Source organism: Planobispora rosea, from assembly GCF_014648175.1.
In the GTDB taxonomy this organism is placed as follows: Bacteria; Actinomycetota; Actinomycetes; order Streptosporangiales; family Streptosporangiaceae; genus Planobispora; species Planobispora rosea.
In genome coordinates this window covers 18484-42654 of the sequence record NZ_BMQP01000046.1, presented here as the reverse complement: position 1 = coordinate 42654, position 24171 = coordinate 18484, and the positions used below count along the sequence as shown (strand labels likewise).

At 71.1% G+C, this 24171-nt stretch carries 26 protein-coding genes; 9 read left to right on the top strand and 17 right to left on the bottom strand.

Annotated features, from left to right (window positions below):
• Window positions 1-91 precede the first annotated feature (91 nt).
• On the top strand, window positions 92-1135 hold the full coding sequence (locus IEZ08_RS32435) for a saccharopine dehydrogenase family protein (protein WP_189243635.1): 1044 nt from the start codon (window positions 92-94) through the stop codon (window positions 1133-1135).
• Window positions 1136-1184: 49 nt separating this feature from the next.
• Here IEZ08_RS32435 and IEZ08_RS39955 read toward each other — a convergent pair whose 3' ends face one another.
• From IEZ08_RS39955 to IEZ08_RS32420, 4 genes are all read right to left on the bottom strand, one after another.
• Entirely contained in the window at window positions 1185-2024 is an 840-nt protein-coding gene (locus tag IEZ08_RS39955) for an MFS transporter (protein ID WP_229803757.1), read from the bottom strand.
• 33 nt (window positions 2025-2057) lie between these two features.
• Window positions 2058-2660, bottom strand: a complete 603-nt coding sequence (locus IEZ08_RS39950) for an MFS transporter (protein WP_229803755.1) — start codon at window positions 2658-2660, stop codon at window positions 2058-2060.
• Window positions 2657-3208 carry a TetR/AcrR family transcriptional regulator gene (locus IEZ08_RS32425; RefSeq protein WP_189243634.1) on the bottom strand — a complete coding sequence of 184 codons (552 nt, stop codon included), beginning with the start codon at window positions 3206-3208 and terminating at the stop codon, window positions 2657-2659. Before IEZ08_RS32425 ends, IEZ08_RS39950 begins: the two co-directional genes overlap by 4 nt.
• Before the next feature lie 91 nt (window positions 3209-3299).
• Entirely contained in the window at window positions 3300-4286 is a 987-nt protein-coding gene (locus tag IEZ08_RS32420; protein ID WP_068923618.1) for a helix-turn-helix transcriptional regulator, read from the bottom strand.
• A gap of 105 nt (window positions 4287-4391) precedes the next feature.
• Between IEZ08_RS32420 and IEZ08_RS32415 the strand changes: the two genes are divergently transcribed.
• Entirely contained in the window at window positions 4392-4814 is a 423-nt protein-coding gene (locus tag IEZ08_RS32415; protein WP_068923619.1) for a VOC family protein, read from the top strand.
• A gap of 215 nt (window positions 4815-5029) precedes the next feature.
• Here IEZ08_RS32415 and IEZ08_RS32410 read toward each other — a convergent pair whose 3' ends face one another.
• The 4 genes from IEZ08_RS32410 to IEZ08_RS32395 all read right to left on the bottom strand — a co-directional run bounded on the left by IEZ08_RS32410 (window position 5030) and on the right by IEZ08_RS32395 (window position 6955).
• Window positions 5030-5623, bottom strand: coding sequence for a TIGR03086 family metal-binding protein (locus IEZ08_RS32410; protein ID WP_068923620.1), 594 nt, complete (start codon window positions 5621-5623; stop codon window positions 5030-5032).
• Window positions 5624-5703: 80 nt separating this feature from the next.
• The gene (locus tag IEZ08_RS32405; protein ID WP_068923621.1) at window positions 5704-6150 is read right to left on the bottom strand and encodes an SRPBCC family protein; all 447 of its coding nucleotides are present in this window, start codon (window positions 6148-6150) and stop codon (window positions 5704-5706) included.
• Window positions 6147-6485 (bottom strand): ArsR/SmtB family transcription factor, encoded by a 339-nt coding sequence (locus IEZ08_RS32400; protein ID WP_068923622.1) that lies wholly within the window; start codon window positions 6483-6485, stop codon window positions 6147-6149. The genes IEZ08_RS32405 and IEZ08_RS32400 overlap by 4 nt, the downstream gene beginning before the upstream one ends.
• 176 nt (window positions 6486-6661) lie before the next feature.
• Window positions 6662-6955 carry an MDR/zinc-dependent alcohol dehydrogenase-like family protein gene (locus IEZ08_RS32395; RefSeq protein WP_068923623.1) on the bottom strand — a complete coding sequence of 98 codons (294 nt, stop codon included), beginning with the start codon at window positions 6953-6955 and terminating at the stop codon, window positions 6662-6664.
• Between the two features lie 494 nt (window positions 6956-7449).
• On the opposite strand from IEZ08_RS32395, the gene rox reads away from it, so the two are divergent.
• The 5 genes from rox to IEZ08_RS32370 all read left to right on the top strand — a co-directional run bounded on the left by rox (window position 7450) and on the right by IEZ08_RS32370 (window position 12219).
• Window positions 7450-8997 (top strand): rifampin monooxygenase, encoded by a 1548-nt coding sequence (rox, locus tag IEZ08_RS32390; protein WP_189243633.1) that lies wholly within the window; start codon window positions 7450-7452, stop codon window positions 8995-8997.
• A gap of 151 nt (window positions 8998-9148) precedes the next feature.
• On the top strand, window positions 9149-9751 hold the full coding sequence (locus IEZ08_RS32385) for a dihydrofolate reductase family protein (protein WP_068923625.1): 603 nt from the start codon (window positions 9149-9151) through the stop codon (window positions 9749-9751).
• A gap of 52 nt (window positions 9752-9803) precedes the next feature.
• Entirely contained in the window at window positions 9804-10127 is a 324-nt protein-coding gene (locus tag IEZ08_RS32380; RefSeq protein WP_068923626.1) for a YciI family protein, read from the top strand.
• The gene (locus IEZ08_RS32375) at window positions 10124-11356 is read left to right on the top strand and encodes an RNA polymerase sigma factor (RefSeq protein ID WP_068923627.1); all 1233 of its coding nucleotides are present in this window, start codon (window positions 10124-10126) and stop codon (window positions 11354-11356) included. The genes IEZ08_RS32380 and IEZ08_RS32375 overlap by 4 nt, the downstream gene beginning before the upstream one ends.
• 83 nt (window positions 11357-11439) lie before the next feature.
• The gene (locus IEZ08_RS32370) at window positions 11440-12219 is read left to right on the top strand and encodes an endonuclease/exonuclease/phosphatase family protein (protein ID WP_068923628.1); all 780 of its coding nucleotides are present in this window, start codon (window positions 11440-11442) and stop codon (window positions 12217-12219) included.
• A 62-nt stretch (window positions 12220-12281) separates the two neighbouring features.
• Here IEZ08_RS32370 and IEZ08_RS32365 read toward each other — a convergent pair whose 3' ends face one another.
• Entirely contained in the window at window positions 12282-12941 is a 660-nt protein-coding gene (locus tag IEZ08_RS32365) for a response regulator (protein ID WP_068923629.1), read from the bottom strand.
• Window positions 12938-14227, bottom strand: coding sequence for a sensor histidine kinase (locus tag IEZ08_RS32360; protein WP_203863585.1), 1290 nt, complete (start codon window positions 14225-14227; stop codon window positions 12938-12940). Before IEZ08_RS32360 ends, IEZ08_RS32365 begins: the two co-directional genes overlap by 4 nt.
• A gap of 277 nt (window positions 14228-14504) precedes the next feature.
• Between IEZ08_RS32360 and IEZ08_RS32355 the strand changes: the two genes are divergently transcribed.
• Complete coding sequence (locus IEZ08_RS32355) at window positions 14505-15959, top strand: alpha/beta hydrolase family protein (RefSeq protein WP_229803753.1); 1455 nt, start codon at window positions 14505-14507, stop codon at window positions 15957-15959.
• Between the two features lie 368 nt (window positions 15960-16327).
• On the opposite strand, the gene IEZ08_RS32350 is transcribed toward IEZ08_RS32355, so the two are convergent.
• Together IEZ08_RS32350 and IEZ08_RS32345 are read right to left on the bottom strand one after the other, a co-directional pair.
• Window positions 16328-17122: a hypothetical protein gene (locus tag IEZ08_RS32350; RefSeq protein ID WP_189243631.1), complete on the bottom strand. Its 795-nt coding sequence runs from the start codon at window positions 17120-17122 to the stop codon at window positions 16328-16330.
• Window positions 17123-17225: 103 nt separating this feature from the next.
• Window positions 17226-17792 carry a TetR/AcrR family transcriptional regulator gene (locus tag IEZ08_RS32345; protein WP_189243630.1) on the bottom strand — a complete coding sequence of 189 codons (567 nt, stop codon included), beginning with the start codon at window positions 17790-17792 and terminating at the stop codon, window positions 17226-17228.
• Window positions 17793-17877: 85 nt separating this feature from the next.
• On the opposite strand from IEZ08_RS32345, the gene IEZ08_RS32340 reads away from it, so the two are divergent.
• Window positions 17878-18783: an SDR family NAD(P)-dependent oxidoreductase gene (locus tag IEZ08_RS32340; RefSeq protein ID WP_189243629.1), complete on the top strand. Its 906-nt coding sequence runs from the start codon at window positions 17878-17880 to the stop codon at window positions 18781-18783.
• Window positions 18784-19285: 502 nt separating this feature from the next.
• Here IEZ08_RS32340 and IEZ08_RS32335 read toward each other — a convergent pair.
• The 5 genes from IEZ08_RS32335 to IEZ08_RS32315 form a co-directional block, all read right to left on the bottom strand.
• Complete coding sequence (locus IEZ08_RS32335; protein ID WP_189243628.1) at window positions 19286-19819, bottom strand: GNAT family N-acetyltransferase; 534 nt, start codon at window positions 19817-19819, stop codon at window positions 19286-19288.
• A 188-nt stretch (window positions 19820-20007) separates the two neighbouring features.
• Window positions 20008-20757 (bottom strand): type 1 glutamine amidotransferase, encoded by a 750-nt coding sequence (locus IEZ08_RS32330; RefSeq protein ID WP_189243627.1) that lies wholly within the window; start codon window positions 20755-20757, stop codon window positions 20008-20010.
• Entirely contained in the window at window positions 20754-21485 is a 732-nt protein-coding gene (locus IEZ08_RS32325) for an MOSC domain-containing protein (RefSeq protein ID WP_068923636.1), read from the bottom strand. Before IEZ08_RS32325 ends, IEZ08_RS32330 begins: the two co-directional genes overlap by 4 nt.
• Window positions 21482-22078, bottom strand: coding sequence for a helix-turn-helix domain-containing protein (locus IEZ08_RS32320; protein WP_189243626.1), 597 nt, complete (start codon window positions 22076-22078; stop codon window positions 21482-21484). The genes IEZ08_RS32325 and IEZ08_RS32320 overlap by 4 nt, the downstream gene beginning before the upstream one ends.
• Window positions 22079-22382: 304 nt before the next feature.
• The gene (locus IEZ08_RS32315) at window positions 22383-23780 is read right to left on the bottom strand and encodes an MBL fold metallo-hydrolase (RefSeq protein WP_189243625.1); all 1398 of its coding nucleotides are present in this window, start codon (window positions 23778-23780) and stop codon (window positions 22383-22385) included.
• Window positions 23781-24171: the final 391 nt, after the last annotated feature.

The following is a 24171-nucleotide window of genomic DNA, read 5'->3' as shown; positions in this document are numbered from 1 at the left end:
TCGTGTCGTTTCGGACACTGGGCACAGGCGGACCGGCGGGACAGGATCTACGCACCGGATCACTTCGAGCGAGTACGTGGCGGGAGCAGGCATGGGATCGGGTCGGATCGTGGCGGTGTACGGCGCCTATGGGCACACCGGGCGCTTCGTGGTCGCGGAGTTGCGCGAGCGCGGCCACGTCCCGCTGCTCCTGGGGCGCGACCGGGACAAGCTGCTGGCCCTGGCGCAGGCACACCCGGGGCTCGAGACGCGGCAGGCGTCGGCCGGCGATCCGGCCTCGCTCGACCGCGCGCTGGACGGCGCGGTCGCCGTGGTCAACTGCGCCGGGCCCTTCGCCTCGACCGCCGCCCCGCTGATCGAGGCGGCACTGCGCGCCGGCATCCCGTACGTCGACGTGGCGGCCGAGATCGAGGCGAACCTCGACACCTTCGCCCACTTCGCGGAGCGCGCCGGCGCCGCGGGCACCGTGGTGGTCCCGGCGATGGCCTTCTACGGCGGTCTCGGCGACCTGCTGGTCACCACCGCGATGGGCGACTGGACGGCGGCGGACGAGGCGCACATCGCCTACGGCCTGAGCAGCTGGCATCCCACCGCGGGAACGCTCGCCTCCGGCGTGGTCTCGGGACGGCGACGGGGCGGCCGCCGTGTCCGCTACACCGGCGGACGGCTGGAGTACCACGACGATGCTCTGCCGAGCCTGGAGTGGCCCTTCCCGGCCCCGCTCGGCTCCCAGAGCGTCATCGGGGAGTTCACCATGGCCGACGTCGTCACCGTTCCCAGCCACCTGGCCATCCCGGAGGTGCGCACCTACATGACCGCCAGGGCCGCCGCGGACCTGTCGGCCCCCGGCGCCCCGGCGCCGGCCGCCGTCGACGGGCGCGGCCGCTCCGCGCAGACCTTCGTCGTCGACGTCGTCGTCCGCTCCGGGGGCGCCGAACGCCGCGTGGCCGCGGCCGGTCAGGACATCTACGCCATCAGCGCGCCGCTCGCGGTGGAGGCCGTCGACCGCATCCTCACCGGCCGGACCAGGACCACCGGCGTCGCCTCCGCGGGCGCGGTCTTCGACGCCCCGGACTTCCTGCGCGCCCTGTCCCCGCGCCTCTCGCTGCACGTCCCGCTCGGCACACGCGGCTGACCGGCGGATCCGCCGTCAACGGGAGGCGGCCGTCAGTGGGAGGCGGCCGTCAGTGGGAGGCGGCCGCCAGGTCCAGCTCCGCCGGAGTGCGCCACCACACCAGCGCCGCCGCGACCACCATCAGCACCGCACCGTAACCGCTGGTCAGTACCAGCGAGTCGCTGAAGGCCCGCTGGGCCTGGAGCGCGAGTGCCGCGTCCTGCGCCGTGGCGGCGATCTCCAGCGCGGTCCCGAGCGACTCCGGCGTGCCCGGCGGCACCTCGCTGCGGTACAGCGCGGCGGCCAGGCTGCCCAGGACCGCGACACCCAGCGTGCCGCCCACCTCGTAGCTGGTCTCCTCGATCGCGGCGGCGCTGCCCGCCTTCTCCGCGGGCGAGCCCGACATGATCACGGCGGAGGCGATCGCCAGAGCGCCCATGCCCGCGCCGATGAGCAGCAGCGCCACCGCGACCGAGGGATAGTCCAGCGGCAGCAGGTACACCACGGCGAAGCCCGCACCGGACACGAGCAGCCCGCCCGACAACACCGGGCGCGCGCCGATCCGCGCCGCCAGCACGGGTGCCAGCGGCGAGCAGATGCCCGCGCCGACCGCCATCGGCAGCAGGCGCACTCCCGTCTCCAGCGGCGAGTAGCCCTGTACGAGCTGCATCCACTGGGCGAGCAGCAGCGCCATCGCGGCCATCGCGATCGACGTGGCCAGCGCCGCGATCGTGCCGGAGGTGAAGGCACCGTTGCGAAACAGCCGCAGATCCAGCAGCGGATCGCTCCGGCGCAGGCAGCGCCGTACGAACCAGGTGAGCGCCAGCGCGGCGACCGCCGCCGTGAGGACCGTCCAGACGTCCAGGCCCTCCTTGGCCCCATGCTTGATCGCGTACGCCAGGGAGGTCATCCCCACCGCCGACAGCACCGCGCCCGCGGCGTCTCAGCGTCCCGGGCGGGGGTTGCGGGACTCGGGCAGCAGGACCAGCCCGGCCGCGACGGCGATCACCATGACCGGGACGTTGACCAGGAAGGCCGCGTGCCAGCTGAAGTTCTCCAGCAGCAGGCCGCCGACGATCGGCCCGAGCGCGCCGCCGAGTGAGGCCATCGCCGCCCAGATGCCGAGCGCGGTGGCCCGCTCCCGGGCGTCGGTGAACAGAGTACGGATCATCGACAGGGTGGAGGGCATGATCATCGCGCCGCCGACGCCCAGCAGCGCTCTGACGGCGATCACGTCGGCGGCGCTGTCGGCCCCCGCCACGGCGGCCGAGGCCAGGCCGAACAGCGCGAATCCGGTGAGCAGCATCTTTTTGCGGCCCCACCGGTCGCCCAGCGCGCTGACCGTGACCAGCAGGCCTGCCACGATCAGGGAGTAGACGTCGACCATCCACAGCAGTTCGACCGAGCCGGGCCGCAGTTGGGCGGAGATCTCGGGCAGGGCCACGTTGAGGATGGTCATGTCCATGACGACCAGCAGCAGGCTGGCCGACAGGACCGCCAGGCCGGCCCAGCGCCTGGTGTGCGGCCCGGTCGTCGTCGCCGTCATGCGACCCCCCTGAGGAAGGTGTCGAGGAACAGGCGCGGCACGTCCCGCTGGGCCACATCGCCTCGGCGCACGCTCTCAGTGACCGCCACGAGCAGGCCGAAGACGACACTGCTGACCCATCGCGGCGGCAGGTCGGCGCGGATCAGCCCGGCCCGCTGGCAGGCGGACAGGAACTCCACCTCGTGCTCCTCGATCTCGTCGGAGCGGCGCAACAGGTCGGCCGGGAGCGCGCGCTCGGTGAGGAGGAAGCCGTGCTCGTGGCAGATGGCGACACCGCCGTGCAGCAGGGCCTGGAGGGCCTCCCGCAGCAGGGCACGGTCCCCGGAGGCGACCGCCTCGGCGATGCCCGCCTCCCGCTGGACGCGTTGCCAGTCCTCCAGCGCCCGCCAGCCCAGCACGGTCACGAGCTCGTCCCGGCTGGCGAAGTGCCGGTGCAGGGTGGCCCGGCTGATGCCCGCGGCTGCGGCGATCTCCGCCATCGAGGCGGTCGGCGCCGCGTTGAGATGCCGGATCGCCGCCGTGATGATCTGTTCACGACTCACTGCCATAAGACACTTCCGTCTTGATTGAGACATTTTTGTCTCATTGTACGGCGACGCCGGACGGCCGCGCACGACACGGGCAGGTCCCCTACGGGAATCAGCGCGCGGGATCGACCGGACGACCGGCCGCGGCGCCGGCGAAGCGGCGGGCCAGGCGCGCGAAGGCGTCCTTGAGCTCCGCCGGGCCGACGACCTCGATGTCGGCGTCGAACCTGCCGACGGCGGCGGCCAGCCCGGTCCACGACCACGAGCCCAGGACGAGCCGGCAACGGTCCGCGCCGAGTTCCTCGACGACTCCGTCGCGGACATAGGGGGACACGTCGGCCGCGGGCAGGCCGAGGACCACCTCGCCGCGGCAGGGCCGGTCGCCGGAACCGCCGGAACCGCCGGAGCCCAGGAACCTGCCGGCCACGAAGGAGGCCACCGTTCCTCCGGGCAGCTCGCGCGGGGTGAAGCGCGGCCCGGACGGGAGGCGCGGGACGACCCGGTCGGCGCGGAAGGTACGCCAGTCCTCGCGGTCGAGGTCCCAGGCGATGAGGTACCAGCGCCCGCCCCAGGTGACGAGGTGGTGGGGCTCCGCCCGCCGTGGCGGGAACCGCCCGTCGTAGTCGAAGCGCAGCACCTCGCGGGCGTGGACGGCGGCGCCGAGCGCCACGATCACCTCGCTGCCGACCCGCGGTGCCGGCCGCGACGCGGGCCGCTCGACGGCGGTGACCTGGAGGGCGTCGATCCGGTGGCGCAGCCGTGCGGGCATGACCTGCCGTACGGTGTTCAGCGCGCGGGCCGCGGCCTCCTCGATGCCGGCACCGCCGACGGCGGCGGTCTGGAGCGCGACGGCCAGGGCGACGGCCTGCTCGTCGTCGAACAGCAGCGGCGGCAGCCGCGTGCCGGCGTCCAGCCGGTACCCGCCGTCGGGTCCCTTGAAGGTCGCGATGGGGTAGCCGAGCTCGCGCAGCCGCCCGACGTCACGCCGCACGGTACGCGGGCTGACCTCCAGCCGCTCGGCCAGCAGCGCCCCCGGCCAGTCACGGCGCGTCTGAAGCAGTGAGAGCAGTGCCAGCAGTCGTGCTGAGGTCTTCGGCATGTTTTCCATCCTGCCCGCAGTAGCGGCCACATCCTGACCGCTACCCCTGCGACTGTTGCCCCACATCAGGAACTGCACGGCATCCAGAACAACGACAGGAGCAACATGTCCGTCAAGTCCGTCACTCATCTGAACTTCCGGGGCGACGCCCGCGCCGCACTGGAGTTCTACCGCTCCGTCTTCGGCGGTCACCTCGCCGTCGTCACCTACGAGGACGCCGGGAACCCGCAGGACCCCACCGAGGCGGACCGGGTGATGTGGGGCCAGGTGGTCGCCGACAACGGCTTCCACGTGATGGCCTACGACGTGCCCTCGCGGCTGCCGTGGAGCCGGGGCGAGAACGCGTTCTTCCTCTCTCTGCGCGGCGAGACCGCGGAGGAGATCACCGCGTACTGGGAGAAGCTCTCCGACGGAGCGACCATCGCGCAGCCGCTGGGCCCCGCGCAGTGGGCTCCGCTCTACGGAATGCTGACCGACCGCTTCGGCGTCGTCTGGGTCGTGGACGTCGCGAGCGGGTACGAGGGCTGACTTGCACGATGGTCGCCTGACGGTGACGGCGTCGGCGACGGCCCGGCCCCTGCCGGATCCGCTGACAGGAGCGAGGACGATGAGCGGGCCTGCTCACCGGCTCGTCGGCGCCTCACCGGGTGCGGTCCCCGGCCCGTGCATTCGGGGGATGCTCTGAATCTACTTTGTAAAGCCGTTAGTTATCTGAATTCAACTCCGGAACCGGAAGAACCACATCAGGGACGACGGCCGGTGAAGCACAGGAACGCCGTCTGCGGGCCGGCACCCGGCGGGGGAGCGACCTGCGCCCCGAATGCCTCGGTCGCCTGGAGGGCGGCGTAGTGGGGGCGCAGCCTCTCATGGGTTCTGATGACGGCCTCGCGATCCAAGGTCTCGTCTCCGCCGACGGCGCGGGCGAGGTCCCAGGTGTGGACGAGCAGTTCCAGGGCCCCTACGACGTCAGCGGCCTGCTCGACCGGGACGGGGCCGATCGGGGTGAAGGGCAGGGGAGTGGCGGCCAGGTGCGGATCGGTGAGGATGTCGCGCAGTCCCGCCCGGGCTTCGGCGTAGGCGGCGGCGAGGTCGGCGTCCGGTCCGGCTGCCGGGGCACCGGCCATGTCGGATAAGCCCACACCGTACGAGGGCCGGGGAGCGATGCCGTGTACGGCGGCGATGATGCCGCGGTGCCCGTTGATGACGTGCGTCACGACGTCACGGGCGGTCCAGCCCGCGCACGGGCTCGGGCGGTCCCAGCGGTCGGCCGGTACGGCGTGGACGCGGGCCAGGAAGTCGCCCGCGAGGCGGTCGAACCGGTCGGCGATTCCGTACATGTGATGATCCGATCTTTGGTGAAGGAGGGGAGGGGTGATCGATGCTTCCGGATGTGCGGTCCGGCTTCAGGGGCTAGGATTCAGGGACTGGTGAGAACGGCTTCCAGGCTGCGCAGCACGGTCGAGCGCCAGCCGCCGTCCATGATCGATCGGGCTCTTCGCTGCAGCGGGTCGTCCGGGTCGAAGCCCTCGTGCAGGAGGAACAGCCGGGTGCCGGTGCCCTCGGGTTCCAGGGTCCAGGTGATGGTCCAGTCGGCGTCGTTGCCGGGAGCGGCGTCACGCCAGCCGATCTTGAGCATCCTGCCGGTCTCGTAGGCGAGCACCTCGGCCCGGATGGTGCCGGAGAACCCGGTGGCGGGCATGGGGATCGCCCGCATGGTGTAGCGGTGCCCGACCTCCAGCCGGAAGTCGCCGGGCATCAGCCACTGGGCGAGCAGGTCCGGTTCGGTCAGCGCCCGCCACACCTTGGCGGGCGGGTGCGCGAGGAACTGGTCGAGGTGCAGGGTGGTCAGGTCGTCGTCGCTCATGACTCGTCGTCCATCTGGTCGAGCAGGTCACGCAGTCCGGTGAGCCTGTCGCGCCAGAACCGCTCGAACGGGCGCAGCCACTGCTGCACCTCGTTCAGCGGCAGCGCCTCCAGCCGATACAGCCGCTGCCGTCCCACCTTGTTCTCGGTGACCAGCCCGGTCTCGCGCAACACCCGCAGATGTTCGGAGAAGCTCGGGCGGGTCATCGCGAAGTGCTCTGCCAGTCGCTGCACGGGCTGCGGTCCTTCCTCGCGGAGCAGCCGCAGCACCTCCCGGCGCACCGGGCTGGCCAGGGCCGCGAAAATCCGGTCTTCGGAGACTCGCTCGGTGTTCATGCCGTTTCTTCAGAAATCCGCGACGAAGACGAAGCGCGCATGTGTGATGTTCATGCACCCACTATACGTAGGAAATTTCCTACCTGTCATGCCGGTCCCGTTCATGTCCACCGGGATGAGTCGTGACCTGCGCCACCGGGCCGGCCGACTGACGGGGGACTATGCGGCGCAGGACGTCAGGGGGTCAGCAGAGCCTTGACGGCGCGGCGCTCGTCCACTGCCCGGTAGCCCTCGGCGGCCTCTTCCAGGGGCGGGGTCAGGTCGAAGACCTTGCCCGGGTCGATGGCGCGGTTGCAGATCAGGTCGATCAGGTCGGGCTCGGGCGCGGCGGGGGTGGCGACCAGGGTGCCGTCGGCCAGCGGGATGCGGGCGTACTGCGCCTGGGTGCCGATGGTGCCGATCGGTACGGCGTGCACGCAGCGGGACTGGTAGCCGGCCCGGCAGATCTCGCAGGTGTTCTCGCATCTCATGTACTCCTTGGTGGGTGTTGCCCGGTGGCCTGCCCGCAGGCCGGCGGCCGGTCGGCCTGATGTCGCGGTAGGCGACTGCCTCCGCGCTGATCGCGGTGGTTCGTCTTCCGCTGATGCCGGAGGGTCCTGGCCCCATCGGTGCCCGTTGAGCGGACACTTAGCCACTGTCCGGTAAACGTGCTGGTCAGATGAGGGTCGCCGTAGCCGGCTCCGTGGCCGCGGCCGCGGCTCATCTGACCCGGGGACCGAGTGCGGCCTGGAGGACCATCGATCGCGCGGGCTCGTCCGGAGTCGTGATCACGCGGCTGGAAAAGGGATGGACGACAGGATGCCCGGCCTCGTATCGTGCGGTTGGCCGTGACGCCGTCCGAGGAGGTGAGACCCATGAACGCTGTATCGATATGGGTGCTCCCCCTTTTGTCACGGCCGGGCGATTGAGGTAGGCGTCGCCGGGAGCGCCTCGCTGACAAGGGCACTCCCGAAAGGCAACACCTATGCATTCTCAGCAGGTCACCGCCGAGCCGCCGTCGGACGACAGGGCGGGGCGTGACTCCACGGTGGGCGGCGTCCCCGAGGTTCTCCGGTCGCCGGTCTCCGGCGCCGATCGCGCGCCCCTCGTCTCCGATGTGATCATCGCCGGGTGCGGGCCGACCGGTGCGATGCTGGCCGCCGAACTGCGGCTGCACGATGTGCGGGTCCTCGTTCTGGAGAAGGAGACCGAGCCTGCCTCGTTCGTCCGCATAGTCGGCCTGCATATTCGCAGCCTCGAGCTGATGGCGATGCGCGGACTGCTGGAGCGCGTCGTCCGGTACGGAAGACGGCGTCCGGCCGGCGGCCTCTTCGCCGCCATTCCCAAACCCGTGCCCAAGGGCCTGGATTCCGCGTACGCCTACCTGCTGGGTATCCCTCAGCCCGTCATCGAGCGTCTGCTCGAAGAGCATGCGATCGAACGGGGTGCGCAGGTCCGGCGTGGTTGCGCGGTCGTCGGTTTCAAGCAGGACGAGGAGGGTGTGACCGTCGAACTGGCCGACGGGGAACAGTTGCGTTCGCGCTATCTCGTCGGTTGCGACGGCGGGCGCAGTACGGTGCGCAAACTGCTCGGCGTCGGCTTCCCCGGCGAGCCCTCGCGGACCGAGACGCTGATGGGCGAGATGGAGGTGGGGGTGCCGCAGGAGGAGATCGCCGCCAAGATGACCGAGATCGGCCAGATCCATCAGCCGTTCTGGTTGCGGCCCTTCGGCGGGGGGATCTACAGCGTCGTGGTGCCCGCCGCGGGAGTCGGTGACCGCGGGAAGCCTCCCACCCTTGAGGATTTCCGGCAGCGGTTGCGCGCCGTCGCCGGAACCGATTTCGGCGTGCATTCCCCGCGCTGGTTGTCCCGCTTCGGGGACGCCACCCGGCTGGCCGAACGTTATCGGGTCGGGCGGGTGCTGCTGGCCGGCGACGCGGCACACATCCATCCGCCCATCGGCGGGCAGGGCCTCAACCTGGGCGTTCAGGACGCGTTCAATCTCGGCTGGAAACTGGCCGCGCAGATCCGCGGCTGGGCGCCGGAGACACTGCTGGACACCTACCAGGCCGAACGTCATCCGGTCGCCGGGGATGTGCTGGACAACACCCGCGCCCAGACGGAACTGCTGTCCGCCGGACCGGGTCCGCAGGCCGTACGCAGGCTGCTCACCGAACTGATGGACCTCGACGAGGTGAACCGCTATCTGATCGAGAAGATCACCGCGATCGGCGTCCGCTACGACTTCGGCGAAGGCCCCGACCTGCTCGGCCGCCGGCTGCGCGACATCGACGTGGAACAGGGCCACCTCTACGGTCTGCTGCACCGCGGCCGCGGCCTGCTGCTGGACCGCACCGGACGCCTGACCGCCGGCGGCTGGTCGGATCGGGTCGATTACCTCGCGGATCCGACTGCGGAACTGGATGTTCCGTGCGTCCTGCTACGCCCCGACGGCCACGTCGCCTGGATCGGTGACGATCAGCAGGACCTGGACGGCCACCTCTCCCGCTGGTTCGGCGAGCCCGCGGACTGATCTCGTCTGAGCGGCCGGGAGAGGCCCGGCCGGAACGGCGTGCCGGAAAATTCTTCGAAGAGATTCGGGAATCGGTGTCGGATCGGGGTCGTGGTGTTCGTAGCAGGGGTGAGGCCCCGTACGGGGGCGCCGAGGCAGAGGAATCCCGATAATGAAGCTGACGACCATGACCCAGGTCACCGTCGATGGGGTGATGCAGGGAAACGGCGGTGTGTCGGATGAGGACCGCAGGAGCGGATTCGAGCGCGGCGGATGGGCCCGGGGGAAGGGCGACGACGAGACCAGGACGTTCATCACGCAGACCTACCAACGCGCCGAGGCGTTCCTGTTCGGCCGGCGCACCTACGAGTTGTTCGCCGACTCCTGGGGATCGACGCGCGCACATCCCATCGGCGCGGCCTTGAACGAGGCTCCCAAGTACGTTGCCTCGACCACGCTCACCGCGCCTCGATGGAAGGACACGACCGTTCTCCGCGGTGACCTCGCGGCGGCCATCGGTGAGCTGAAGGCCAAGCCCGGGGGAGAGCTGCAGGTGCACGGCAGCGGTGCCCTGATCCGGTGGTTGCTGGCGAACGCCCTGGTCGACGAGATGGTTCTGATCGTGGTCCCGGTGATCCTCGGTCAGGGCGCGAGGCTGTTCCCGGACAGCGGCCCGGATCTTGCGCTCGACCTGGTCGAGTCACGGGTCGACTCGAAGGGGGTGTCGATCCAGGTCTACCGGCCGGCCGGGCGCCCGCAGTATGCAAGGGCCTGAAGTCCCCGTCACCGGATCACGCTGTCCTCACACCACAGGAGATGATTCTCAGATGCGGTACCTGGTTTCCGTGATCGACGACAAGAGCAATCCCGGCAGCACGGACAGGCGGCCTGCCATCAGCGCGTTCAACGAACGGCTGATCGCCGGGGGGTACTGGGTTTTCTCGGGCGGACTCGCGGACACCGACGCGGCCACGGTCGTCGACAACCGGGGCGAGCAGGCGGTGTTCAGCGACGGGCCTTTCGTGGAGTCGAAGGAGTACCTCGCCGGCGTCTGGGTGTGGGAGGCCCCCGACCTGGATGTGGTGCTCAAGCTCGCCGCGGAGGCGTCGAAGGTCTGCGATCGGAAGATCGAGGTGCGGCCGTTCCTGTGAGCGACGCCGAGGAGGCGGTCACCCGCGCCCACCACGACGAGTGGGCGCGAGTGGTGGCCGCCCTGACCAGGCGTTTCGGTGACCTCGACATCGCCGAGGAGGCCGCCGCCGAGGCGTTCGCGACCGCCGTGGAGCGGTGGCCGGCCGGCGGCGTGCCGCCCAATCCCGGTGCCTGGCTGACCACGACCGCCAGCCGCAAGGCCATCGACCGGATCCGGCGTGAGAACAGGCGCGACGACAAGCACAGGGAGGCTCAGATGACGCGCGACGACCCGCCCGAGCCTGTCGGCGCCGTCGATGACGACCGGCTACGGCTGATCTTCACCTGCTGTCATCCGGCGCTGGCGATGGAGGCCCGCGTGGCGCTGACCCTGCGCATGGTCGGAGGTCTGACCGTGCCCGAGATCGCCCGTGCCTTCCTGGTCCAGGGGGCCACCATGGAGCAGCGCATCACCCGCGCGAAGGCCAAGATCAAGGCGGCTCGCATCCCCTATCGGATGCCGTCCGCCGACGATCTGCCGGTTCGTGTCTCCGGCGTCCTGGCCGTCCTGTTCCTCGTCTTCAACGAGGGCTACCTGGCCAGCGGCCCCGATACCGATCCCGTACGCCATGACCTGACCACCGAGGCGATCCGGCTCACCCGGCTGATCCGCGCGCTCCTGCCGCAGGACGGGGAGGTGACCGGGCTGCTGGCGCTGATGCTGCTCATCGAGGCCCGCCGCCCCGCCCGGGTCTCGGCCGACGGCGAACTGGTCCCCCTGGCCGAGCAGGACCGGGGGGCCTGGGACACGGAACTGGTCGCCGAAGGCCATCGGCTGGTACGCGAGCGCCTGGCCGCCGCCGCTGCCGGGGTGGCTCCGGGTCGCTACCAGATCCTCGCCGCGATCAACGCGGTGCACACCTCCGCCCGCGACATCCGCGACACCGACTGGTCGCAGGTCCTCGCCCTCTACGACCAGCTCGTCCGCCTCGACCCCTCGCCGATCATCGCCCTCAACCGGGCCATCGCCGTGGCCGAGCTCGACGGGCCGGAGGTGGCGCTGGCCATCGTCGACCGCCTCGCCGGGGCGTTGGCCGGCTATCACGCCTACCACGCCACCCGCGCCGACCTGCTGCGCCGGCTGGGCCGGAGTCGGCAGTCACGCGCGGCCTACGACCGGGCCATCGAGCTGGCCGGCAACACCGGCGAGACCGCCTACCTCACCCGCCGCCGCGACCAACTGCAGTAGCGCCCGCGCTGGGGGAGGGCACTCGATCATGCCCGGGATGAGATGTCCGGGGACGCCTCCGCCCACGTGTGATGAGATTACCGATGATGATCAGACATCTCGTGATCGCCGGACTGCTGTCCCTCAACATGCCCGCGCCGGCCCCCGCGCTTCACGTGATGACGTGGAACGTCTGCGCGGGGACCAACCCCGGCTGCCCCCTCTTCCGCCGCCCCGCCGCCGAGCTGGCCTGGCACGTCGCCGTGCTGGCCGCCAAGGCGGACGTGATCTTCCTTCAGGAGTTCTGCACGGGTGCGGACGCCGACCTGGAGCGCGAACTGGAGGCACGCACCGGCCGGGCGTGGAGCGTCAGGTCGGCCGGGTTGGCCCACCCGGACGGCTCGCCGTACCAGTGCTTTCCGGACCGGAACGGCAGAGCGCGCGGGGTGCAGAGCGTCACGCTGGCCGTGGCCGAGCAGGGCGCCCGCTTCGAGGTGCACGCGCTGACCTCGCCGCCGTGGGGCGCCCGCAGGTACGCGGTTTGCACGGCCGGCCGGGCGTTCTGCACGGCGCACTTCTCGTCCGGCTCGGCCTACGATGACAGGCAGCAGGGGGCTCCCTACCGGCACAGACAGCTTCGCGAGCTGTTCAAGCTCGGCCGGGGCGTCATCGGCGGTGACCTCAACCTGGTGCCGCGCGCTGCGGCTGCCGCCTACGCGGATCGCGACGAATGCGATCCGCGCAACCGCTGGACCTACGTCACCCGCAAGCGGAAGATCGATTATGTGTTCGCCGGTGACGGCCGTATGCGGGGTTGCTTCGTCGACTACGCCAGGAAGGGATGGTCGGACCACGTACCGGTGCACGCGTGGGTGGCGCGGTAGAAGGGGACCGCGGCCTGAGAGGGCTCTTTGCGAGTCGGGCGGCGGCGTCTGGGGCGGTGGCGTCATGCCGGGTGGATGAGGCGGTTTTCGTAGGCGAAGATCACGGCCTGTATCCGGTCGCGGAGTTCGAGCTTCTGCAGGATCCGCCCCAGATGGGACTTCACGGTCGCTTCCGCGAGGTACAGGGTGGCCGCGATCTCGGTGTTGGACAGGCCGCGGCCCACCTGGATGAGCACCTCGCGCTCACGGGCGCTGAGCCGGCTCAGCCGCTCGTCGCGCCCGGGGCTGCCGCCGGGGATGTGCGGGCGGAAGTTCTCCAGCAGGAGGCGGGTGATCCGCGGGGAGAGCACCGCGTCGCCTGCGGCCACGCTGCGTATCGCGGTGAGCAACTCCTCGGGCCTGGCGTTTTTCAGCAGGAAGCCCGAGGCTCCGGCGTTGAGTCCGGCGAAGGCGTATTCGTCCAGGTCGAAGGTGGTGAGGATCAGCACCCTGCTCTGCGGGGAGACCCGGATGAGCTGCCGGGTCGCCTCGATCCCGTCGGTCCCGGGCATCCGGACGTCCATGAGGACGACATCGGGGCGCAGTTCCCGGGCGAGGCGTACGGCTTGGGCGCCGTCCGCGGCTTCGCCGACCGGCGCCATGTCGGGCTGGGCCTCCAGGACCGTGCTGAAGGCCATACGGAGCAGCGCTTCGTCGTCGGCGATCAGGATGCGGATCGTCATGCGGACGCCGCTCCGCTGCTGCCGAGGAAGAGCCGGGTGTGAACTCCCCAGCCGCCGCCCGGCAGGGGCCCGGCCTGCAACGCCCCCCCGTAGGCGGCCGAGCGCTCGCGCATGCCGGGGATGCCGTGACCGGACGGTGTGGCGCCGGCGGGTGGCGGGCAGGGGCCGCTGTCGGTGACGTCCACTGTGACGGTCTCAGCTGAGCACTGTATCCGTACCTCGGCGTGCGTGCCGGCGGGTGTGTGCTTGAGGGTGTTGGTCAAGGCTTCCTGTACCAGGCGGTAGACGGTCAGTTGTGCGGTGGCGGGTATGTGGGTGTGGCCGCCCCGGACCTCGACGCGGGTCGGCAGCCCGGCGGCGCGCATCTGGTCGGCGAGGGTCTCCAGTTGTGCGATGCCCGGCAACGGGTGGCGCTCGGCGTCCGGTTCGTCGGTCCGCAGGATGCCCAACGAGCGCCGCATGTCGGTCAGGGCCTGCCGGCCCGTCTCGGAGATCTGGAGCATCGCGGTGGTGGCCTTGTCGGGCGAGCGGTGCTGCGCGTAGAGGGCGGCGTCGGTGAGCGCGACCATGACGGACAGGTTGTGGGTGACGATGTCGTGCATATCCCGGGTGATACGTGTCCTCTCCTCGGCGACGGCCAGGCGCGCCTGCTGGTCCTGTTGCTGCTCCAGGCGCGCGGCCCGTTCCTCCAGGGCCGCGAGATAGGCGCGTGTGGTCCGCACGTTCACCCCCAGGACGGCTGCGGCGACGACCATCGCGGTCACCGCGACGAACGGGGTCAGGAACGCGCCTTCCGTCGTCCAGCGCAGGCAGGCCAGCAGGGCCCCGCCCTCCACGACGGCACCGGAGACGAGCGTGCCGCGCCAACCCGCGTTCGCGGCCACCGTGTAGAGAGCCACCAGCAAGGCGACATCCGCCGGCAGCTGGACGTCCATCAGCCACTGGACGAAGGCCGCGGCCGCCACGGCGCCGAACACCGTGAGCGGGGCCCGGCGCCGCCATACCAGGGGCAGTGCCAGGGCGGCGGTGAGGGCCACGGCCACCGGAAGCTCGTGCGGCGCGCGCGTGGTCATGATGTTGAGCAGGAGCAGCGCCGGCAACAGCGAGTCCCACACCGTGGGCGGCAGCCGGAGACCCCGGCGCCGGGCGGCTCTCACCAGTCGCGCCGCTCGCACGGAGGCCAGGCCGGGGTAGCCCGTCGGCCGTGCGGCCGTCCTCGTCCGCCGCACGCGGTCCCGGTAGTGCACCGGGTGGGCATCGCCGGGCTCTGCGGCCGCCTCGGTCATCACACGTCCCTGTCGATTCAGCACATCATGGTGGCCCTGTCACAGTAGGCCACGGGCCCGTGAGGCACATGAGTCCACCGTCTGACGGCATCGCGCCGGGGTACGACCGCAGGAGGAGTCCCGCTACCGTCCGCAGTGGCAATGCGGCCGTTCGCCCCGCGTGCTCGGTTGCGACTCCGGTCGCACCGGGGACGTGCCTCGGACTGCGACTCCGGTCGTACACGATGCAGACCCGGGATCGATGCGGCATCGCGTGCCCCGCCCTGAGGATGGCCGGGTGACTGAGATCATCGCGGGACTGCACATGTCCCCCCTGGAGTTTCTCGCCGTGCTGGGCGCCGTCGCGCTGGCGGTGGCGCGCTGGCTTCCCCCCGCTGCCCGCCCACGCGTCACGGTCGCGGCGGGAGCGCTTGTCGTGCTGTCCGCGATCGTGCTGAGCGTGGTGGGGATCCGCTGGCAGATGCTGCCGGTACTGGCAGGCGCTGCCGTCGCGCTGCCGTTCGCACTCGTTGCCCTGCTGCGGCGCCGTGCCGGCCAGCCGGTGCGGCGGGCCCGATGGTGGCTGGCGTTGCCGGGATCGATGGCCTGCGTCGGCCTGATCGCCACCGGTCCGGTGGCCGCCTGGGCCTTCCCCGTACCCGTCTTCCCCGAGCCGTCGGGCCGTTTCGCGGTCGGCACCCACGTGGTGCAGTGGACCGACCCGCGCCGTCCCGAGAGCTTCACCCCCGACCCGCACGACCGGCGCACGGTCGTGGCCCAGCTCTGGTATCCCGCGCGAGAAAGCTCCGCGGGCGCGCAGCGGGCCCAGTACCTCGGACAAACCGAGCACGAGGCGCGCACCGTCTCCGAGGCCCTCGCCCGCCAGGTCGGCTTGCCCGGCTTCCTGGTCGACGGCATTCCGCGTGCCCGCACCCATTCGGTCGTCGACGCCCCGGTGGCCGGTGGAGGCGAACGCTTCCCGGTCGTGCTGTTTTCTCCCGGGTCGGGCGGAGTGCGCACCCAGAACACCGCCTGGGCGGAGGAGGTGGCCAGCCACGGCTATGTGGTCGCCGCCCTCGACCACCCTTATGACTCCGCCGCCGTCGTCCTGGCCGACGGCCGAACGATTCACACCGCGACCGCCTCCACCGGAGACCGGGACGAGGACGCCAGGCTGTCGGCTGACTGGACGGCTGTCCGGGCCGCCGACCTCAGCTTCATCCTCACCCGGCTGGACCGGCTGGACCGAGGTGAGATCACCGGCCCGCTGACCGGGCGCCTGGACACCGGCCGGGTCGCGGTCGCCGGCCACTCCATGGGGGGTGCCGCCGCTTTGCAGGCCGCCCGGCAGGACCACCGCTTCGACGCCGCCATCGATCTGGACGGCTACCCCCACGGCCCCGCCACTCCCGCCCTCGGCCGGCCGACGCTCGCGCTCACGCAGGCCATCACCCCCGGAACCGACCCGCGCTACCTCCCCCGCCTCACCGAGGTCCTCAAGCTCAGCACCGCGACGAGCTACCGGCTCACCATCCCCGGCGCCGCACACCTCACCTTCATGGACGGCCCCCTGTACCTGCCGCCGGTGCCCTCGATAACCGGCTCCCTGGGCCGTACCGAGAGCCCGCACGTCGTCGCCGCAACCACCCTCGCCTTCCTGGACACCACCCTGCGGCGCAAACCCGGTGACCTGGCCGGCGTCCTGTCGGCCCACGGCGACCTCAGCGTCTACCACCCGGACGACAGCCGCTGACCGGCTGTGCCGCGGCAGCCGACGGCACGGCCGTCCCCCTTTCCCGGCCGGAGATCCCGCAGGCGGTCGTCGACCACGTACGGCGCCGCCTGGACCTGGCCGACGACGTGGCCCTCCCTACGCCTCGGGCGCCAGTGGGGATGACATGGTCTCCTGGCGGGCCGATCGCGGCCGGGAATGTCTCGCCCAGCTCAGCTCGGGCACAGCGGTCTCGAGGATGAGGAACGGAATTCCCACCAGTGCGATCAGCAGCATGAGGACCGAGGACACAGCGGACAGCTTCCTGGGGATCCTGCCCCTCCACGAAGAGCTCTCCGCCAGTGCCTGCGCCTGCGCCCGGTCGTCGGTGGAGCGGCGGGCGGCGGAGCTCATTCGCCGGTGTCGGCGAACAACATCGTCATGCTCTGCTGCAAGGAGATGAGGTCGGTCACCGTGTAGAGCCCCTCACCCGGCCGGGGCGGGGCGCTCAGCGGCTTGTCGGAATGCCGGGAGGTCACGAGCCTGACCTGGCGGGCCGGATCGGGCAGGTAGGTCAGGCCCGACACGCTGAAGCGGGCGTGGCGAACCCGCGCGCCGCCGGCCGCGGGACGGCCGGCCAACTGCCGCACCGTCGGCGGAGCGGCGAAACGACCGGCGTAGAACTCGATGACGGGGCACTGCCCGCCCTTGTCCTCGTGCAGGTGCAGGACGAAGGCCGCGTGGAAGGCTCCGTCGAGTTCGATGGAGACGACATCGGCGGGCCGCAGGAAAGTCACCGCCCGGCGCCGCGGTGGCCGGCGCACCGGCGGCACCGGCGGCGACTGCAGCAGGGCCCTGATCGCCGGGGAGCGCCGCGTGAACGCCGCCGACAGCACGGCGGCCTCATCGAGGTCGTCGATGGCCCTCAGGGCGGCGGCGGTGACGTCGTCGGCGCGCATGCCGTACTTGTGCACCAGCGTGGCCAGGGCCACCCAGGCGATGTCGCGGGTCGTGGTGTCGACCTCGGTGGCTTGGAGCAGGCACCGCCAACGCCGCAGGATCGGCTCGACCACCAGCCGCCGGACCTCGGCGCGGGTCCCGCCCATGTCCCGCAGCCGCCGCCCCACCCAGCCGGCCAGATCCTCATCCATCGACCGGATCAGCGCGGGGGCGGCGAGTTCGTCCAGGACCTGTTTGTGCCGCATGGTGCCAGCATGACAGGCGATCGCGGCGGTGAAACCGAGGAGTCGCGTCCCGGTCCGGCGAGTGTGATGCCCTGGCGCGGCTACTCGCCGGTCGGGCGCGTGGTCACTCCGCTTTGCCGGCGACGCCGTCGAGCAGGACGCGCAGGTAGGCGTCGACGCGGGCGGCCGGGGTGGGGCCGAGGCCGAGCGCGAAGGCCGTGCCGCAGACCAGATGATGGAGGTCTTCGTCGGTGAGTCCCGGACGCAGGGCGCCGCTCTGGCGGGCGCGGGCGAGGACCGTCCTGGCCAGAGTGTTGAACTCGTTGCGCTGGGCGGTGGTCTGCGGGGTCGCGTCGTCGGTGGAGGGTGAGGCGATCACCGCGGCGAAAGCGGGGTCGGCCAGTTGCTGCAGGAGCAGGGCCCGCAGCAGGATCTCGACTCCCGTCCGCGGATCGTCATGCAGGGACGCGGTCTGGGCGCCGTCCAGGACGGCGGCGAAGGCGGGCTCGGCCAGGGACTCCAGCAGCACCCGGCGGGTGGGGAAGTGCCGGTATACGGTGCCCACGCCCACGCCCGCGCGACGGGCCAGCTCGTTGAGCTGCAGCGACAGGTCACCCGAGGCGACCGCCTGACGTGCCGTCGCCAGCAGGAGCGCGCGGTTGCGGGCGGCATCGGCACGCAGCGAGGTCATGGCCCGAGTCTACCTAACCGGATTGACAATCCGTTTCCCGTCGCCTTGAATCGGATGAGTTATCCGTTTATTTCTGGGAGGGACCATGGGCAGCGCCGTGGACTGGAGTGTCGCCGATCTCGGCGACCAGACCGGCCGCACCTTCGTCGTCACCGGCGCCAGCAGCGGCCTCGGGGCGGCGATCACCCGCCACCTCGCCGCGCGCGGCGGCCGGGTGATCATGGCTGTACGGGACACCGCCAAGGGCGACCGGGTGCGGGACCGGTTACGCGCCGAAACCCCCGAGGCCGATCTCGACGTCCGCCACCTCGACCTGCTCGACCTGCGCGCCGTCCGGCGCTTCGCCGACAGCCTGCGCGCCGACGGCGTGATCGTCGATTCGCTGGTGAACAACGGCGGCATCGGCACGGTAGCGCGCCGGCTGAGCCCCGAGGGAGTGGAGAGCCAACTGGCGACCAACCACCTCGGCCACTACGCGCTGACCGGCCTTCTTCTCGACCGGATGGACCAGGGCGGCGCCGTGGTGACCGTCGCCTCCGGCCTTTATCGGATGGGCCGCCTCGACCTCGACGACCTGTCCGCCGAACGCCGCTACTCACCTGGGGGCGCCTACGCCACCTCCAAGCTCGCCAACGTCCTGTTCGGCCTGGAGCTCGACCGCCGTCTCCGCGCCGCCGGATCGCCGGTCCGCAGCCTGCTCGCCCACCCCGGCATGGCCAAGACCGACCTGGACCGGGAGGCGGCGCTTTTGCCGCGCATGGTCCAATCCGTGCTGGGTGTCTTCTTGCGGCTGCCGATCGATGCAGCCGTCGCGCCGATCCTTTATGCGGCCACCGAGGCCGCCGCCCCCACCGGCAGGCACATCGGCCCGGGCCACCCCCGCCATCCCCGCCCGACCTTCGAGACCTTCACCGGCGCCGCCGCCGACACCGCCCTCGCGGCCCGCCTCTGGGACCGCTCCCGCCGGCTCACCGGCGTCGACCTGACATAGGACCGTGGTGCAAGCCGGCTACGACGAGCTCGCCGCCGACGCTTTCCTCGGCCGCCTGAGGACGCTGGGCCGCGTGCCCGTGTTCTGACGGGCCGTACGGGCGTCCGCGCCGCCGACTTCTCCCGGGGGAGACGGCCCCGCGTTAAGCCGCGACCGAGGCCGAGACCAGGAACGTCCCGCTCACCGTCTGCCGCGCCTGGCGGTGGCCCTCCCGCAGTGACCGGGGGAGGAGGTGCCAGTGGATCCACATCGACGCCGCGCACGCTTGCACGCGCCGAATCGGCGCGATCGGTTTCCGTGTGGGCGGTGGTATATGCTGCAATCCGACAATTAATCTACAAAGTAAAGGGTATTTCTTTTTCATTCCATACACCGACAATAATGACCCCCCAAAGCAGCAAGAGGAGAGCCGGACTGGACGGCATATCCCACCAATCCGCTGCGCGGGGGCTGTTGATGTCCGCAGGAGTCGTTTTGGGGCTGGTGTGAGCGCTCTGGCCCCTCACGGCGCTGTTTCGCCGGTGCCGACGGTGCGCGCGCCCTGCCGTTCGCCTGCCTCGGTCCTGAAGGTGCGAAAACCTCGGCGGTGATAGTTGGGCAGGGCATGGGGGTGGTCCAACGTGGATGTGTGCAGCCAGACCCTGTTCACCGAGGAAGTCAGTTCCCACGCCCGCTGGATGCCGAGTGTCAATGCGAATCCTCCCAGGCCCCTGCCGACGAACTCCGGCAGAAGACCGAAGGTCTCGATCTCCACCTCGCCGCCCGGATGAAGATCGTAGGAGATGATGCCCGCCGGTTCGCCCTCGAAGGACGGCAGCCAGAACGTGCGGTCCGGGGCTTCGGCGAACCAGGCCAGCCATTCCTCCGAGGTCCGGCTCGCGCTCCTCCAACCGTAGGGGGCGCCGATCCTGGCCTGGATGTCCACGACCAGCGGCGAGTTCCGGTGCAAGGGTTTCAGGACCAGGCCTGGCACGGGGGCGGCCGGCTTGAGCTGATCAGGGGCGGTCATCTCCACGTATGTCACGATCTCCTGCACCACCGAAGGATACGTGGTCTCTCTTCGGTGGGTCTGCACTCCAGTGTCGTGGGTCGTCAATCGATCCGTGACCCGTTGTCCGCCGAAAAGTCCCCGCCGAAAAGTCCACGACGTGGTCGGCCCTGGTGTCCGGAGCGTGCCCCCCTGACCGCGAGGCTGCTCAGCCAGTTGCTCCATGCTGTGATCATTCAGGCGGTGGTTCCGGCAACGTATCTGTCGGCGTGTGCGGCGATTCGGGTGGCGAAGGCCGCGAACATCGCGTCGGTGGTGGCGAGCAGTTCGGGTTCGGCGGCGTCGGCATCGGCGCGTAGCCGGTGGGCGGCCGTCGGGCCGTGGACCTGCTCGGCCTCGGCGGCCATGCTCGGCTCGGCGAGCCATTCGTCGAGCAGTTCGCGGTCGGCTTCGGGGTGGAAGAGCATTCCCCAGGCGTTGCCGACCCGAAACGCCTGGCACGCGGTCTGGGCGGAGCGGGCGAGCACGGCGGAGCCGGGCGGCGGGTCGAGGATTTCGCCGTGCCAGTGCAGGACGGTGCGCCGCGGTGCGAGAGCACCCAGCAGCGGGTCGGTGTCGTCGAGGATGTCGATGGGGGCCCAGCCCAGTTCCTTGGTCGCGGCTGGATAGACGCGGGCGCCCAGCGCCCGGGCGATGAGCTGCGCGCCCAGGCAGATGCCCAGGACCGGTACGTCGGCGGCGACGGCCTGCCGTAGCCAGGTGATCTCGGCGGCGAGTTGGGGAAGGCGGTCGGTGTCGTTGGCGCTCATCGGCCCGCCCATGAACACCGCTCCGGCGACCGTATCGACCGGCGGCAGTGCTGCACCGGCGGGGAGTGTGTCGACCAGGTGGACCGGGCGGTCGTCGAAGGCGCGCAGGATTCGGTGCGGGCCTTCCCACGTCACGTGGCGGACGACAAGGACGGGTAGGTGTCCGGTGGGGGTCATGCTGGTCCTTCCTGGACAGTGTCGGATAGCGGCCCGTAGCGGCGGCGGGTCTGGTCTTCGGCAGCGCCGGTCTCGACGCGGCGCGACAGGGTGCGCCGCCATGCGGCGCCGAGCTGCGGGACGGTGAGCAGGCGTCGGATGGTCGGCCAGTCGCCCCGGTCGCGGTGCATGACTCGGTTGGCCTCGGCGACGGCGGCGTCAGGACGGGGCCGGTGGATCAGCTCGATTCGGCAGCCGGCGGTGACCTGGCCGGTGTGCAGCACTCGCAGGTAGCAGCCGGTCAGGCCGCTGTGCTCCATCCACAGCACGAACTCAGTCGCGCCGTGGCGGGCGCCGATACGGAAGCACGGGTTACGGGGCACGCTGACTTCGCACAGGGCGGTGCCGATCCTCAGCACGTCACCGATGCAGAGGTTGTCCTCCAGCAGCCCGCAGGTGGTCAGGTTCTCTCCGAACGCCGGCCGCTCCAGGCGGCGTCCGAGGCGGGACTCGTAGTGCGGGTAGTGCTCGGCGGGGAACAGGCACACTGCCTTGTCCGGGCCGCCGTGCTTGGTGCGGTCGCCCTGTTCGTCACCGCGCAACCCCAGTGTGGTGACCGTCACCGGTCCGCTGGTTTCCCGCTTGACGAAGGCGCTGCGGATCGTACGGTCGCGGTAGGGCAGCTCGGCGACCGTGCCGATGTGCACGGCCAGCACCCGGGCGTCGGTGCCTGGTTCGAGTGCCGTCACGTGGTCTCGCGCAGGCAGGGGGTGAGCATCTGCGTTGCAGGGCGTGCGGCAACAAGCAGCAGTTCGACGTCGCGCCGGTCGGCGGCGTCCAGACGGTGTGGAGTGGTGGCGTCGAAGTGGGCGGCCATGCCGGGGCGCAGGATTTGCGTGCTGTCGGCGAGAGTCAGTCGTAGTCGGCCGTGCAGGACGTATAGCCATTCGTCGCCGGGGTGCTGCTGTGTCTGGCTGCCGCCCCGATTGGCCGGCACGGTGACCTGGATGGCCGACAGCGCCGCGCCGGGGCCGCCCCGGTCGACGACGCGAAAGCGCAGGCCGTTGCCTACGCGCTCGACACACTCGGCCGGGTCGATGACAGCGGTGGCGCGGCCCGGTGCTTCGCCGAGCAACTCGCCAACCGTCACGCCGTACACGTCGGCCAGTGTCAGCAACTGCGCCAGCGACGGCTGGCGCAGCTCCGACTCCATACGCGACAACGTCGGCTGCGAAATCCCCGTGCGCTCAGCCACCTGCTCCATGGTCAAGTCACCGGCACGACGGATACGACGCAACCGAGCGCCAAGAGCCTGCAAGGCGGCGGGAACCTGGTCAGTCATATGTGTCACCACGGTCGCCCGCCTGTCCTAGCGGGTGCGCCGACACCTGCGGGCCAAGGTGGCAGTTCAACAACATGGATCGGACCCTAGCAGAGTATATGCCTCAGGGGAATATTTTATGCTTTATCTTCCGGATCGGCAGCCGGTCCGCTGTGCTGCTTCCCCGGGCATGGAACGGTCCGCGTGTCCCACCACCGGCCGGCGCGGAGATAGCCGGGAACAGACCAAGTACGCCGGGACGGGGCCACGGCCGGTGCGACGCGGCTCGTTGCGCCCTTCGGCGACAGCGACCGGGAGGGGAGAGTCAGTTCCCGGGGGCGGTGAGGGGCAGGCCCGCGTCGGCGGCGTCGGCGTAGGCGTCGTCGATGTGCACCGCCTCTCGTCCGGCCCGGTTCAGCAGGCTGGTGGCCGCCGCGGCCCGGTAGCCGGAGCCGCAGTGCACCCACACCGTTCCGGCCGGTACCTCGGCCAGGCGCGCGGGCAGCTCGGGCAGCGGGATGTGGGTCGCGCCGTCGATGTGCCCGTCCCGCCACTCGTTGCCCATGCGCACGTCCAGCACGGCATCCGGGGCGGGCAGATCACCGGCGCTGCGGCCGGCGCGGGCGGCGGCCAGGTCGGCGAACGTGGCCGTCGTCAGCGTGTCCAGCCGGGTCCCGTCGCCGCCGGCCCACTCTTCGGGACCGCCGGTCGCGGCGGCGGCGGGGCGGTCGATGCCGATGCGGGCCAGTTCGCGCTGGGCGACGGCGATCTGCTCGGCACTTTCGCCCAGCAGGGTGATGGGCGTCCCCCATGGGGACAACCATGCCAGCCAGGTCGCCATCGGCCCGTCCAGCCCGAAGCTCAGGGTGCCGGTCAGGTGGCGCCGGGCGAAGGCCTTGCGTGAGCGCAGGTCCACCACCCATTCACCGGCCGCGATCCGCTCGTGCAGCCGGGTGGCGTCGGCGGTCTCGACCGGGGTGAGGTCGATCAGGCCGGCGCCGGCGCTGTTGCGCGCGCCCATGTGGGCGTAGTAGGCCGGATAGGCGTCCAGCCCGGCCAGGGTCTGGGTGACGAAGTCGTCGGCCTCCAGCCGCAGCGCCGGGTTGACCCGCTTCTCGCGGCCGATGGTGGAGTCCGGGGCGTCGGACTGCGTCGCGGAGCAGAAGCTGCCGAAGCCGTGCGTGGGCCAGATGTGCGCGCCGTCGGGGAGCAGGTCGGCCAGACGGCGCACCGAGGCGTGCTGGTGGCGGGCCAGGGCGCGGGCGTGCTGCTCGCCCAGCAGGTCGGTGCGGCCGGTGGTGCCGAACAGCAGCGAGCCGCCGGTGAAGACCCCTTCCGCGCCGTCGGGGCCGGACAGGATGTAGGACAGGTGGTGGAAGGTGTGGCCCGGGGTGCCCACCACCGCCACGCGCATTGTGTCGGAGACGGTGATCTCCTCGCCGTCGGCCACCGGCGTCCGGTCGAAGTCCACCTCGTCGGCCCCGGCCACCAGGTAGGCCGCGCCGGTGACCTTGGCCAGGGCCAGGCCGCCGGAGATGTAGTCGTTGTGCAGGTGGGTCTCGGCCACGTGTGTGATGCGCACCCCCAGTCGGCCGGCCAGGGCCAGGATCCGGTCGATGTCGCGCTGAGGGTCGACCACCAGCGCCACCCGCCCGTCGTGGGCCAGGTAGCTGCGGTCACCCAGAGAGGAGGTCTCCACCACCTCGATGTGAATCGTGCTCATCGTCGTTGCCGCTTTCGCGTCGTCGGAATCAGGGTCAGGTCGTCGGTGCCGTCGGCCGGGGAGCGCACCCGGGCTCCGGCGCGCTCTGCAGGGCCTGCGCGGCCAGGGCACTGCGGTCTCCGGACCGGCCGGAGGCGAATTCCGGGCGGGTGTGCCTATCCAGCACGACAGTGCCGGTCAGGTCGCCGCGCCGCAGCGCGGCGTGATCATCGCGCGGGTCGTCATGCGACTCCTTGGCGGATGTACCCAGGGGGGTATGTGACGGGCCGAGAAAATCCATGCTCGCGGCATGGTTCCCGCCCGGCGGCCCGGTAAGCGGGGATAGCGTGCGCGTCCGGTCAGGACAGGACCAAGAACGGTTTCTGTCGCCCCCTGGCCGTGTTCCAGTGCT